The 12,691-nt window shown below is 68.0% G+C and carries 9 protein-coding genes and 1 tRNA gene; 4 read left to right on the top strand and 6 right to left on the bottom strand.

What is annotated here, in order from left to right; genetic code table 11:
- Positions 1 to 55 precede the first annotated feature (55 nt).
- Positions 56 to 748 (top strand): diaminobutyrate acetyltransferase, encoded by a 693-nt coding sequence (gene ectA / locus LG334_RS08995; RefSeq protein ID WP_404385305.1) that lies wholly within the window; start codon positions 56 to 58, stop codon positions 746 to 748.
- 229 nt (positions 749 to 977) lie between these two features.
- Positions 978 to 2,195, top strand: coding sequence for a hypothetical protein (locus LG334_RS08990; RefSeq protein WP_404385303.1), 1,218 nt, complete (start codon positions 978 to 980; stop codon positions 2,193 to 2,195).
- Positions 2,196 to 2,261: 66 nt separating this feature from the next.
- Here the strand turns inward: LG334_RS08990 and LG334_RS08985 are convergent.
- A tRNA-Glu gene (locus LG334_RS08985) sits at positions 2,262 to 2,336 on the bottom strand.
- A gap of 176 nt (positions 2,337 to 2,512) precedes the next feature.
- Between LG334_RS08985 and LG334_RS08980 the strand changes: the two genes are divergently transcribed.
- The gene (locus LG334_RS08980) at positions 2,513 to 3,061 is read left to right on the top strand and encodes a GNAT family N-acetyltransferase (RefSeq protein ID WP_404385301.1); all 549 of its coding nucleotides are present in this window, start codon (positions 2,513 to 2,515) and stop codon (positions 3,059 to 3,061) included.
- A 388-nt stretch (positions 3,062 to 3,449) separates the two neighbouring features.
- Here LG334_RS08980 and recJ read toward each other — a convergent pair whose 3' ends face one another.
- From recJ to LG334_RS08955, 5 genes are all read right to left on the bottom strand, one after another.
- Positions 3,450 to 5,225: a single-stranded-DNA-specific exonuclease RecJ gene (gene recJ, locus LG334_RS08975; RefSeq protein ID WP_404385299.1), complete on the bottom strand. Its 1,776-nt coding sequence runs from the start codon at positions 5,223 to 5,225 to the stop codon at positions 3,450 to 3,452.
- 259 nt (positions 5,226 to 5,484) lie between these two features.
- Complete coding sequence (glpX, locus tag LG334_RS08970; protein WP_404385297.1) at positions 5,485 to 6,492, bottom strand: class II fructose-bisphosphatase; 1,008 nt, start codon at positions 6,490 to 6,492, stop codon at positions 5,485 to 5,487.
- Positions 6,493 to 6,563: 71 nt separating this feature from the next.
- A complete protein-coding gene (locus LG334_RS08965; protein WP_404385295.1) occupies positions 6,564 to 7,856 on the bottom strand; it encodes a homoserine dehydrogenase in 1,293 nt (430 codons plus the stop codon).
- Positions 7,853 to 9,079 (bottom strand): LL-diaminopimelate aminotransferase, encoded by a 1,227-nt coding sequence (locus LG334_RS08960; RefSeq protein WP_404385293.1) that lies wholly within the window; start codon positions 9,077 to 9,079, stop codon positions 7,853 to 7,855. Before LG334_RS08960 ends, LG334_RS08965 begins: the two co-directional genes overlap by 4 nt.
- Positions 9,080 to 9,289: 210 nt before the next feature.
- Positions 9,290 to 10,366 carry an OmpA family protein gene (locus tag LG334_RS08955; protein ID WP_404385291.1) on the bottom strand — a complete coding sequence of 359 codons (1,077 nt, stop codon included), beginning with the start codon at positions 10,364 to 10,366 and terminating at the stop codon, positions 9,290 to 9,292.
- A gap of 476 nt (positions 10,367 to 10,842) precedes the next feature.
- Here LG334_RS08955 and LG334_RS08950 point away from each other — a divergent pair, with 476 nt between their 5' ends.
- A complete protein-coding gene (locus LG334_RS08950; protein ID WP_404385289.1) occupies positions 10,843 to 12,642 on the top strand; it encodes a PHA/PHB synthase family protein in 1,800 nt (599 codons plus the stop codon).
- Positions 12,643 to 12,691 lie beyond the last annotated feature (49 nt).

Here is a 12,691-nt window from a genome sequence, read left to right as displayed (position 1 = left end):
CGCACACTGGCGCTCGATCGCCCGACGCGACAACAAGAACGGAGGACCCATCCCCGTGTCCGATGACGACGTGACCTACCGCACCCCGTCCCTGGAGGACGGCGCCGAAATCTGGAAGATGGTCGACGAGGCCGCCGCACTCGACGACAATTCCTCCTACGCCTATTTCATGGCATGCCGCAACTTCGCGGCGACCAGCGTGGTGGCGGAGGTGGACGGCGAGATCGCCGGCATGGTCACCGCCTATCCGCTGCCCCAGGACCCGACGCAGTTGTTCGTCTGGCAGGTCGGCGTGCGCGACAAGTTCCAGGGCAAGGGCATCGCGCGCGGCATGCTGGAGCACATCCTCAACAGCGAGCAGTGCGCGTCGGTGCGCTGGATCGAAACCACCATCGCGCCCGACAACGCCGCCTCGGAAGCCCTGTTCTCTCGCATCGCCGAGCACTTCAACACCGAGATCAAGGAAACCGAGGTCTACGAGGACGAGATGTGGCCCGAGGGCGAGCACAAGGTGGAACGCCTGTTCGTCATCGGCCCCATCAACCGCCTGAACAACGAGATCCACATCCTGCGCGAGGACAACGGCTACCGCATCTGCGCCCGCCTCGACGGGGTGGAGCAGCCGGCCTTCCAGCCCGAGAACCCGATGTTCTCCACGCTGGACGACGCCCTTCGCGCCGCCGACCTGGTGCGCGAGAGCCACAACGCCCGCGAGGTCATCATCGTGGAGAACAAGGACCACGTCTGAGCGGCCCGTTTCGCTGGTTGACGAAAGGCCCGGCGCCGCTCTGGCACCGGGCCTTTTTCGCGGCCGATGGGCGGGGCGCTGCGCCCATTGGCGGCAGCGTTCGGTGGCGCCTGTCCGGGCGTTCCGCCCGTTGAAATGGAAAAAGCTGCGTCCCGCAGGTTTCGCGGAACCGGCCCACCCCGGCGTGACGTTTGGGCGGCATCCCGACACCTCACCGGAGGCTCCGCCCATGACTTTCAATCCGCTTGCCGAGACCGGCATCCCCCTCGACCAGCAGCTTCGCACCTGGAGCGAGTTGAACGTCGAGCCCTACGACACGCGCTCCGTCGACCCCTACACCCGCTGCCGCATCATCGTGATGAACGGCGCGGAAATGGAGGCGCAGTGGTTCGGCCACCAATTCGCCCGCCACTGCCCCGACCTCGACATCAAGCGCAAGCTGGCCGAGACGCGCCGCATCGAGCAGCAGCAGCAGAAGGTGTGCAACTGGCTCATTCCCGCGACGGAGGACGTGCTGGACGTCACCATCGGCTACGAGCAGGTGGCCGTCGACCTGACCGCCTGGATCGCCCGGCAGGAGCCCGACCCCTACGCCCGCCAGGCCTATGAATTCGGCCTGCTGGAGGACTTCGACCACCTGTACCGCTACGCCAACCTGCTGGACCTCAAGAACCCCCGCAAGGCCGCCGAGCTGGTGGGCGAACTGACCGAGATCATGCCCGGCCGCCCGACCATCGACGAACACCGCCACCCGCACGACGACATCCGTAAGCCGCTGCCCAGGGACGGCGACCCGCGTTCGGTGATGCACGCCATGACGGTCATGGCGGCCGAGCAGCAGACCATGAACTTCTACATGAACGTCGGCAATCGGCCCGAGGACCCCCTGGCGCGCGCGCTGTACCTGGAGATCGCCCAGATCGAGGAACAGCACGTCACCCACTACGAAAGCCTCCTGCCGCCCGACACCACCTGGGCCGAGCGCCTGGTGATGCACGAGTACAACGAGTGCTGGCTGTACTGGTCCTTCGCCCAGACGGAGACCGACCCGCGCATCAAGCAGGTGTGGGAAACCCACCTCGCCATGGAGATCGAGCAGTTGAAGGCCGCCGTGGAACTGGCGAAGAAGATGGACGGCAAGGACCCGACGTCCATGCTGCCCGACACCCTGCCCGAGGCCATGACCTTCGAGACCAACAAGGACTACGTCCGCAAGGTGCTGCACGAGCAGGTGAACCTGACGGGCAACCTGACGGAGTTCGTCCCGGTCTCCGAACTGCCGGAGGGGAACCGCTACGACTGGTACCGCGAGCAGGTCAACGGCGGCGGGCCGGTTCCGTCGGAGGAGATCATCGATCGCCACCGCAAGGAAACGGGCGACGAATACCGCCTGGAAACCGAAGGCCCCCACCCGGTGGAAGCCCTGCGGAACAAGGCGGCGGAATAGGCGCTTGAGGTATTTCCTCAGGCAAAGGAAAAGCCGCCTTCCGGCTGGAAGGCGGCTTTTCAATTCTGGCGACCCCTACGGGAATCGAACCCGTGTCTCCACTGTGAAAGAGTGGTGTCCTAACCGCTAGACGAAGGGGTCTTCGTCGTCCGAGGCGCCGGTCCGTGTGGGCTGCGTCCTCGTGAGGGCGCCCTTGTATCCAATCCCGAGGGGGTGCGCAAGACGTTTTTTGCAAAAATCTTCAACGCGCTTTGGCCCTTGCCCCGACGGTGCGCCGGAGGCACCGTCGCCGCCCCGTGTTTGCGACAGGACCCGCCATGACCGACACCCCCTCTCCCGCCTTCACCGTGCGCGACGCCACCGACGCCGACATGGACGCCGTTACGGACATCTATGCCCACCACGTCCGCCACGGCACCGGCTCCTACGAATACGAACCACCGCCGGTGGAGGAGATGCTGCGCCGACGCGACATGGTGCTGGAACAGGGCCTGCCCTGGCTCGTCGCCGCCACCGACGACGGGCGGCTGCTGGGCTACGCCTACGCCGCCCTGTTCCACGGCCGCATTGGCTGGCGCTTCACGGTGGAGGACAGTGTCTACATCGCGCCCGACGCCCAGGGCCAGGGCGTCGGCAAGGCGCTGCTCACGGCGCTCATCGACCGCTGCACGGCCGCCGGCAAGCGCCAGATGATCGGCGTGGTGGGGGATGCGGACAACGCAGGGTCCATCGCCCTGCACCGCGCCTGCGGCTTCGAGGAGGTGGGCATGATCAAGGCCGGCGGGCGCAAGTTCGGCCGCTGGATCGACACGGTCTACATGCAGCGCGCGCTCGGAGCCGGGGCGACGACGGGCGTGGAGGAGTAAGGCGGCTGGCGGGATGCGGCGAGGCCACCAAGACACGAAGGACACCAAGAAGGTGTGCTGACGGCGCGTGCTGCGGCTTCAGCGGTTGGTGGAGTTGTTGAACCACCAAGACACCAAGACACCAAGGTTTTCCGGCTGCGCCGGAATGTGAATGCGAGGGAGCCACGGGCTCCCTCGCGCTCCCTCGAATAATCATTCATCATCAAATTGAAGACCGGGCGGAACGGCCATCGAAAGATGATGGCGCGCCTTCGCGCGCTGTCTTGGTGCCTTGGTGTCTTGGTGTTTCGAGCGCACCACGTCAGCCGCTGACGCCGCGGCATCCACGTCAGCACACCTTCTTGGTGTACTTTGTGTCTTGGTGGCCTCGCCGCACCCCGCCAGCCGCCTACGCGACGCTCGCGTCGTCCACCACCAGTTGCGCTTCCGTCCGGCCCTGCCAGGTATCCGCCCGCAAGGTGCCGGCGATGTGGAACACCCGGCCGGCGCCGTTCAGCAGCGTCTGGCCCAGTTCGGCGTCGACGCAGCGGAAGGCGATGGCCTTCAGGCGGCCCATGCCGTTGGACGACGACAGGAACATCCGCACGTGTCCCGAGCCCACCACATCGGCCTTGGCGATGCGGCAGCGGGAGATGACGAAGCGCGGCTCCTCGTTTCCAGCACCGTAAGGCCCGCAGCGCGCCAGCATCTCCACCAGGTCCGTGGAGGCGCCGGAGACGTCCAGGGCGCCGTCCAGTTCCAGCGTCGGCGTGACGCCGCCGGAATCCATCTGGGCGCGCAGGCGCTCCGCCAGGAAGTCGCGGAAGGCCGGCAGCTTGTCTTCCGCCACCGTGAAGCCCGCGGCCATGGCGTGGCCGCCGCCGGCCATGAGGATGCCCGCCTCGCGGGCGGCGATGACCACCCGCCCCAGGTCCAGCCCCGGCACGGAGCGGCCCGAGCCCTTGGCGACGCCGCCTTCGACACCCAGCACGCAGGCGGGCATGGCGTAGCGTTCCTTCAGCCGGCTGGCGACGATGCCGACGACGCCGGGATGCCAGCCCTGCCCGTGGGCGAAGACCATGGGCGCGTCGGTGGGCGTGGTTTCCACCTGCTCGATGGCTTCGGCCAGCACCGCGGCCTCGATCTCCTGGCGCAGGCCGTTGTGCTCGTGCAGGCGCATGGCCAGCGCCGTGGCCTCGTCGGGGTTGTCGGTGGTCAGCAGGCGCGTGCCCAAATCGCTCTCGCCCACACGGCCGCCGGCGTTGACGCGCGGCCCCAGGATGAATCCCAGATGATACGCATCGATACGATCCTTCACGCCCGCCACCTGGGCCAGCGCGGCGATGCCCGCGTTGCGGCGCTGGGCGCAGACCTTCAACCCTTGTGTCACCAGCGCCCGGTTGAGCCCCGTCAGCGGCACCACATCGCAGACCGTGCCCAGCGCGACGATATCCAGCCACTGCCGCAGGTCGGGCTCGCGCCGATCGCCCGCCAGAAAGAACCCGCCATCGCGCAGGGCCCGGTTGGTGGCGACGCACAGCATGAAGGCGACGCCAACAGCCGCCAGGTGCCCCTGACCGGACTCGCAGTCCAGGCGCTTGGGGTTGACCACCGCCACGGCCGCCGGCAGGCGTGGCTCCGCCTGGTGGTGGTCGACGACGATCACGTCCAGCCCCGCCGCCTCCGCCTGCTCCAGCGGCTCGAAGGCGGTGATGCCGCAGTCGACCGTGACCGCCACCGACACGCCCTCCTGCTGAAGCTTCAGGAGCGCCGGGGCGTTGGGGCCGTAGCCTTCCTTCATGCGGTCGGGAATGTAGAAGCGGACGTCGGCGCCCAGGCTGCGCAGGTAGCGCACCAGCAGCGAGGACGAGGTCGCACCGTCCACGTCGTAGTCGCCGAAGATGGCGATGCGCTCGCCGCCCTCGATGGCGACGGCCAGGCGCTCGGCGGCGTCGTCCATGCCGGCGAAGACCGACGGGTTGGGGATCAGGTCGCGCAGGGTGGGGTTCAGGAACCCCTGGGCGGCCTCAAGGTCGACGCCCCGGGCGGCAAGCACGCGGCCCACCACCTCGGGCAGTTCAAGCCGCTGGCTGATGGCGAGCGCCGTCCGCTCGTCCCCCGGCCGCAGCGTCCAGCGCCGGCCGTTGAGCGAGGTCTCGACGCCGAGGAACGGACTGGCCGTCATTCCCCCTCACACTCTCTGTCGTTGGGAAAAGGATGCCGTTGAGGCAGGGCCCTACAATAGGGCGGAGGGGGGAGGACGTAAAGGAGCGCCTGACGGCGCTTGGACTGCCGCCCAAACCCGCCCGGAGGCCGAAGCCTTCGGACCTCCACTTCTTTTGCGGCTTGTGGAACGGCGGCCAACGCTGTGCCGCAGCGCAGTCATCGGGAGCGCGAGGGCGCGACGCCCTCGCAGAACCCCACCGCGCCGCAGGCGCGGAGCCTTACGTGTCGACCGCGGAAAAGCCGGTCTTGCGGTCGAAGTTGTGGTGCGCTTCCACATACCGCACGGTGCCGGACTTCGACCGCATGACCAGCGAGTGCGTGATGGCGCCCTTGTGCCAACGCCGCACGCCGCGCAGCAGCGAGCCGTCGGTGACGCCGGTGGCGGCGAACATGACGTTGCCCGACGCCAGGTCCATCAGGTTGTACTTGCGGTTCAGGTCGTCGATGCCCCAGCGCTTGGCGCGGCCCTTCTCATCGTCGTTGCGGAACAGCAGGCGGCCCTGCATCTGGCCGCCGACGCAGCGCAACGCCGCCGCCGCCAGCACGCCTTCCGGCGCGCCGCCCGACCCCATGTAGATGTCCACGCCCGACGCCGGCTCGGTGGTGGCGATGACGCCCGAGACGTCGCCGTCGCCGATGAGCATGATGCGTGCGCCGGTCTCGCGCACCCTGGCGATCAGGTCCTCGTGCCGCGGGCGGTCGAGGATGCAGACCAGCAGGTCCTCGATGTCCGCGTTCTTGGCGTCGGCCATGTTCTTGAGGTTCTGCTCGGGCGTGTTGTCCAGGTCGACGACGCCTTCGGGCAGGCCCGGGCCGACGGCGATCTTGTCCATGTAGACGTCCGGCGCGTTGAGGAAGCCGCCGTCCTCGGCCATGGCGATCACGGCCAGGGCGTTCGGGCCGCCCTTGGCGGTGATGGTGGTGCCTTCCAGCGGGTCCAGCGCGATGTCCACCTTGGGGCCCTGGCCGGAGCCCACTTCTTCTCCGATGTAGAGCATCGGCGCCTCGTCGCGCTCGCCCTCGCCGATGACGACCCGGCCTTCGATGGCCAGGCTGTTCAGGGCCTTGCGCATGGCGTCGACGGCCGCCTGGTCGGCCGCTTTCTCGTCGCCGCGCCCCATCAGGCGGGACGCCGACAGGGCGGCGGCCTCGGTCACGCGCACGACCTCGAGGGCCAGGTTACGCTCCAGCACGTTGGCGGCGACGGTGGACTCGTTTTCCGACATGGATTCCTCGTAAATGGGCTGAACCAATCGCGGGATGAAAGCTTGTAGCCGATTAAAACGCCGAGATGCAGTTACAGTTCCTCGATGCGGATCACGTGCGGCGGCTCCACCACGGCGTCCAGGGCCTGGATGCGGTCCAGCGCCTGGCGCAACTGGCTGCCCTTGACCTCGTAGACGGTCATGACCACCGGCACGATCTCGCCGGGGGCGCGGCCGCGCTGAAGGATCTGCTCCATGGAGACCTCGGCATCGCGCAGCGCCGTGGCGATGTCGGCGAAGACGCCGGGCACGTCCATCACCTGGAGGCGGATGTAATAGGCGCCGGTCAGTTGGTCGAGGTTGCCCACCTCGTGCGCGCGCAGGGCCTTCACCGGAACGCCGAAGGCATACCCATGTCGACCGCAGGCGATGTCCATGATGTCGGCCACCACGGCGGACGCCGTCGGCCCGGCGCCGGCGCCGCGGCCTTCAAGCACGGTGCGGCCGACCCAGTCGCCTTCGGTTACGATGGCGTTGTAGACGCCTTCGACCGACGCGATGGGGCTGTTGATGGGCACCATGGTCGGGTGGACGCGCTGCTCCACGCCGAACTCGGTCTCGCTGGCAATGCCCAGAAGCTTGATGCGATAGCCCAGAAGCTCCGCATACTCGATGTCGACCGAGGTGATGTTGCGGATGCCCTGCACCGTCACGGCGTCGAAGTTCACCGGGCTGCCGAAGGCCAGGCTGGTCAGGATCGCCAGCTTGTGGGCAGCGTCCACGCCGTCGATGTCGAAGGACGGGTCGGCCTCGGCGTACCCCAGGGCCTGCGCCTCCTCCAGCACGTCGCTGAAGTCGCGCCCCGTCTCGCGCATGGTGGTCAGGATGTAGTTGCCGGTACCGTTCAGGATGCCGTAGAGCGAGCTAATGCGGTTGCCCGCCAGACCGTCGCGCAGCGCCTTGATGACCGGGATGCCGCCGGCCACCGCCGCCTCGTAGGCGAGCGTGGCATTGTTGTCCTCGGCCAAGGCGGCCAACTCGGTCCCGTGGTGGGCGAGCATGGCCTTGTTGGCGGTGACCACATGCCGGCCGGCCCGCAACGCGGCCTCGGTGCAGCGCTTGGCGATGCCGTCGGCGCCGCCGATCAGTTCCACCACCACATCGGCGTCGGCGCGCTCGGCCATTTCCACGGCGTCGTCGAACCAGGCGATGCTGGTCATGTCGAAGCCGCGGTCGCGCCCGGCGGTGCGGGCGCTGACGGCGGTGACGGTGACGTCCCGCCCGCAGCGCGCGGAAATGAGTTCGGCTTGCTCTTGCAGCAGCTTGACGGTGCCGGCCCCGACGGTGCCGAGGCCGGCGATTGCGACTTTCAGGGTTTCACTCACGATGCACTCGCCCGTTTCTTTTCGGAGTCCTCGATGACCTTGTCGTAGGTCGACAGGAAGGTCTTGATGTTGCGCACCGCCTGTCGGATGCGGTGCTTGTTCTCGACAAGGCCGATGCGCACATGGCCGTCGCCGTACTCGCCGAAGCCCAGCCCCGGCGCCACGGCCACCTTGGCCTCGCTGAGCAGGAGCTTGGAGAATTCCACCGAGCCCAGATGACGGAAGGCCGGCGGGATCGGCGCCCAGCAGAACATGGTCGCCGGCGGCGACGGCACCTGCCAGCCGGCCTGGCCCAGCCCCTCGATCAGCACGTCGCGGCGCTCGCGGTACATGGTGCGGATGTCGTCGACGCAGTCCTGCGGGCCGTTCAGGGCGGCCGTGGCCGCCACCTGCACCGGCGTGAAGGCGCCGTAATCCAGGTAGCTCTTCACCCGCGCCAGCGCCGACACCAGCTTCCTGTTGCCGCAGGCGAACCCGATGCGCCAGCCCGGCATGTTGTAGGTCTTGGACATGGAGGTGAACTCCACCGCGATGTCGCGGGCGCCCGGAACCTGCAGGATCGACGGCGGCGGGTTGTCGTCGAAATAGATTTCGGAATAGGCGATGTCCGACAGCACGTAGATGCCGTGGTGGCGGCAGAAGTCCACCACCTGCCCGTAAAAGTCCAGGTCGGCCACATAGGCCGTCGGGTTGGACGGATAGTTGATGACCAGCGCCAGCGGCTTGGGCACCGAATGGCGCACGGCGCGGTCCAGCGCCTCCAGCAGCTCCGGCCCCGGCTCGGCGGGCAGCGAGCGGATGGCACCGCCGACAATGATGAAGCCGAAGGCGTGAATGGGGTAGCTGGGGTTGGGCGACAGGATCACGTCGCCGGGGCTGGTGATGGCCGATGCCAGGTTCGCCAGCCCTTCCTTGGACCCCAGCGTGACGATGATTTCCGTCTCCGGGTCCAGGGTCACGCCGAAGCGGCGCTCGTAGTAGGCGGCCTGGGCGCGGCGCAGGCCGGGGATGCCCTTGGACGTGGAATAGCGGTGGGCGCGCGGGTTCCGGGCGGCCTCGCACAGCTTTTCGACGATGTGGTCGGGGGTGGGCTGATCCGGGTTGCCCATGCCGAAATCGATGATGTCCTCGCCGGCGGCGCGAGCTCGGGCCTTCATCGCGTTCACCTCGGCGAAAACGTACGGCGGAAGCCGCTTTATGCGATGAAACTCCTGCTCGATCATGGCACTGCCCAAAGGTTCGATCTCGACGGCCTTGCGGAATGGGGTCGGAGCGACGCGCCGGTGACACGGCGACGCCCGGGACACGGGACGCCAAGGCCGGGACGACGTCCCCGTCCCGGCCTCTGTTCTACAACCTGTCCCTTCCGGGCGCGACTGCTTTCTGTAACGAATGCCCGGCCGTGCCGAAACATCGTTTCAAGACGGTCCGACTCAGCGAACCAGGAAGATCTCGACGCGGCGGTTCCCGGCCTCGCCCGACGGCATGACCTCCAGGTACAGGGGCTCGCGGTCGCCCACGGCGGCCACGTCGATCACCTCGGCCGGCACGCCTTCCCGGCGCAGCGCATCGGCGACCGCCTCGGCGCGGGCGACCGAGGTGGTGAAGTTCACCAGCTTGTGCCGGTCCTGCGGCATGTTGGCGGTGAACAGGCTGGAGTGGCCGACCACCTTGATGAAGCCGCCCTGGCGTGCCTGGATGTCGGCGACCTGCCGCAGCACGCGGCGATCGCGTGCATCCAGCGCGGACACGCCGAAGGGGAATTGGATGACGGCGATGGGTTCGCCGCCCGCCGGCAGGCCGGGCACGGCAGCCGGGGCGCCGGTCACCGCCGGGGCGACGCCCCGGCGCGGGCCGCCGCCGATGACCACCGGGCCGCTGCCGCCCGTCACCATGGACGCCGAGCCTCCGCCGGCCGGACCGCCGATGACGACGGGACCGCCGGCCGGCACGGCACCGCCGCGAGGGCCGCCGACGACGGCGCCGGGAATGAGCGCGTCGGGATGGGCCGGCTGACGCGCCTGCGGGCGCGCCGCCACGCCGCCGTAGGCCGCGGCCACCGCCTGGTCAAGCGCCGTCGTATCGGCGTTGAGCGCCGGGCGCCGCGGCGCGGCGGGTGCGGCCTCCGCCTGGGGCTCCTGCACTCTCGGCGTGCGCGGCGCCTCGCGGGCCACCAGCACCTCGTTCTGCTCGGCCGAGGGTGCGGGGCTCTGCGCCACGGGCGGGGCCTCGGGCTCCGGCGCGGGTTGCGGCTCGGCGATCGGCTGCGGGGCGGCTGCGGCCTGGACAGGGGCCACCGGCTCGGACTCGACGTCCTGCGCGCGGCGCGGCGCGGCCGATGCCTGGGGCTCGGGCGCCGGCGCCTCGGCGCTGGCGGGTTCCTCCTCCAGCGGGCGCACGGTGGTCACCGGCCGGCGACTCAGGCTTTCGTCGTAGCGCTGGTTGGCGGTGTCGGGCGGCAGGCCGTCGACAACACCCAGCGCATCGGGATCGACCCGCGCCGGAGCCACATCGGCCGCCGCCGCGCCTCCCTCCGTTCCGGGCGCGGGAGACGATTCTTCTCCAAACATGGAACAAGACGCGACGAGAGAAATTCCCAACAGCAGTGACCCCGCCTTCACGCCGAAGCGAGCACCATTCACCGCCGTACCGGGCTTGCGCTTGTTCACCATGACGTCTCCGACCCTGTCCTTCGCCGATTCGGCAACAATTCGGTCAACAAATGCGACTTTATGTCGCCGCTGGCACTCCCTACAGTGTAAGCGCCGCGTTGACAATGTCTTGCCGACCGCTGGCGCAGTATACAGGGCGGAGTCGCCCAGGGACAGTACCGCGCGCGGTGCAGGCGCGACGGCCGCACGGGTTACAACAATGGACACCGGTGTGGTTCAATCGTAGCCTGCGCCCGACAACAAGACGGTCGCCCTGGCCGCGTCACCCGCCGCATCACGCCCGTATCCGGGACGGTTCCACGAAGGACTGGAAAATGGCCGACAATCAGGACCCCGATGTGAAGATGCCCGACCCCGCCGAGCTGACCAAGGCGATGACCGGAATCGCGGAGCGCAGCCAGCGGCTCGTTTCAGAGTTTCTCGCGCGGCAATCGCAGAACCCGGAAGTGGCCGCGAACGACCCGCTGAACCTGGGCGAGGCGTTCCTGGAGATGACCACGCGCCTGATGGCCGACCCGACCAAGCTGGTCGAGGCCCAGATGAACCTGTGGCAGGACTACATGCAGCTGTGGACCAACACGGCCCGCCGCATGATGGGCGAGGAAACCGAGCCCGTGGTCAAGCCCGAGCCGGGTGACCGCCGCTTCAAGGACGAAACCTGGCAGGACAACGAGGTCTTCGACTTCATCAAGCAGTCCTACCTGCTGTCGTCCCGCTTCGTGCAGGACGTGGTGCACGGCACCGAGGGCCTGGACGAGCACACGCGCGACAAGGTGGACTTCTTCACCAAGCAGTATGTCGACGCCATGGCGCCCACCAACTTCGCCATGACCAATCCCGAGGTGCTGCGCGCCACCGTGGAAAGCGGCGGCGAGAACCTGGTGAAGGGCCTGGAGCACCTGCTGGAGGACCTGGAGCGCGGCGGCGGCAAGCTGCGCATCACCATGACCGACGAAAGCGCCTTCACGGTGGGCGAGAACGTCGCGGCGACGCCGGGCCAGGTGGTCTACCAGAACGACCTGATCCAGCTTATCCAGTACACGCCGACCACTGAAAAGGTGCGCGAGACCCCGCTGGTGATCGTGCCGCCGTGGATCAACAAGTTCTACATCCTGGACCTGCGGCCGAAGAACAGCTTCATCAAGTGGGCCGTCGACCAGGGCAACACCGTCTTCGTCATCTCGTGGGTGAACCCCGACGAGAAGCTGGCCCAGAAGTCCTTCGAGGACTACATGCTGGAAGGCCCGCTGTCGGCCATCGAGCAGGCCAAGAAGCAGACCGGCGCCGACAAGGTGAACATGGTCGGCTACTGCCTGGGCGGCACGCTGCTGGCCTCCACCCTGGCCTACCTGGCCGCCAAGGGCGAGGACGAGCAGGTGGCCTCGGCGACCTTCCTGACGACGCTGACCGACTTCGAGAAGGCCGGCGACCTGAAGGTGTTCATCGACGACGACCAGTTGAAAAGCCTGGAACACAAGATGGACGAGGCCGGCTATCTGGACGGCGCCGAGATGGCGACCACGTTCAACATGCTGCGCGCCAACGACCTGATCTGGTCGTTTGTCATCAACAACTACCTGCTCGGCAAGGACCCGTTCCCCTTCGACCTGCTGTACTGGAACAGCGACTCGACGCGCATGCCGGCCGCCATGCACAAGTTCTACCTGCGCAACATGTACCTGGAGAACAAGCTGCGCGAGCCCGGCGGGATCGAACTGGCGGGCGTGCCCATCGACCTGAGCAAGATCAAGACGCCCATCTACATGCTGTCGACGCGCGAGGACCACATCGCGCCGTGGGTGGCGACCTATGAGCTGACAAACCTGGTCTCGGGCAAGGCGAAGTTCGTGCTGTCGGCCTCGGGCCACATCGCGGGCGTCGTGAACCCGCCGGTGTCCAACAAGTACTGCTACTGGACCAACAACCGGAAGGCCAAGACGCCGGAAACCTGGCTGAAGAGTGCCCAGCAGAACGAGGGCTCCTGGTGGACCGACTGGGATGCCTGGCTCAAGCCGGCGGCCGGCAAGGAGGTCGAGGCCCGCGACCCGACCAAGGGCAAACTCAAGGCCATAGAACCGGCGCCCGGCTCCTACGTGAAGACCCGCGTGGTGTGAGGCTTCGGCCGAAGGGCTGGAAGACGGAAAGGGGCGGCTCCTGGCGGGG

The sequence above is a fragment of the Caenispirillum salinarum genome, assembly GCF_044803115.1.
Classification (GTDB): domain Bacteria; phylum Pseudomonadota; class Alphaproteobacteria; order Rhodospirillales; family Rhodospirillaceae; genus Caenispirillum; species Caenispirillum salinarum_A.
The sequence above is the reverse complement of the archived record's forward strand: the minus strand, read 5'-3'. Positions and strand labels throughout refer to the sequence as shown.

Coding starts and splice junctions, on each gene's coding strand:
- glpX (WP_404385297.1), bottom strand. CDS start 6,492: ATGTCGGAAAACGAGTCCACCGTCGCCGCCAACGTGCTGGAGCGTAAC.
- LG334_RS08990 (WP_404385303.1), top strand. CDS start 978: ATGACTTTCAATCCGCTTGCCGAGACCGGCATCCCCCTCGACCAGCAG.
- LG334_RS08950 (WP_404385289.1), top strand. CDS start 10,843: ATGGCCGACAATCAGGACCCCGATGTGAAGATGCCCGACCCCGCCGAG.
- LG334_RS08980 (WP_404385301.1), top strand. CDS start 2,513: ATGACCGACACCCCCTCTCCCGCCTTCACCGTGCGCGACGCCACCGAC.
- LG334_RS08960 (WP_404385293.1), bottom strand. CDS start 9,079: ATGATCGAGCAGGAGTTTCATCGCATAAAGCGGCTTCCGCCGTACGTT.
- recJ (WP_404385299.1), bottom strand. CDS start 5,225: ATGACGGCCAGTCCGTTCCTCGGCGTCGAGACCTCGCTCAACGGCCGG.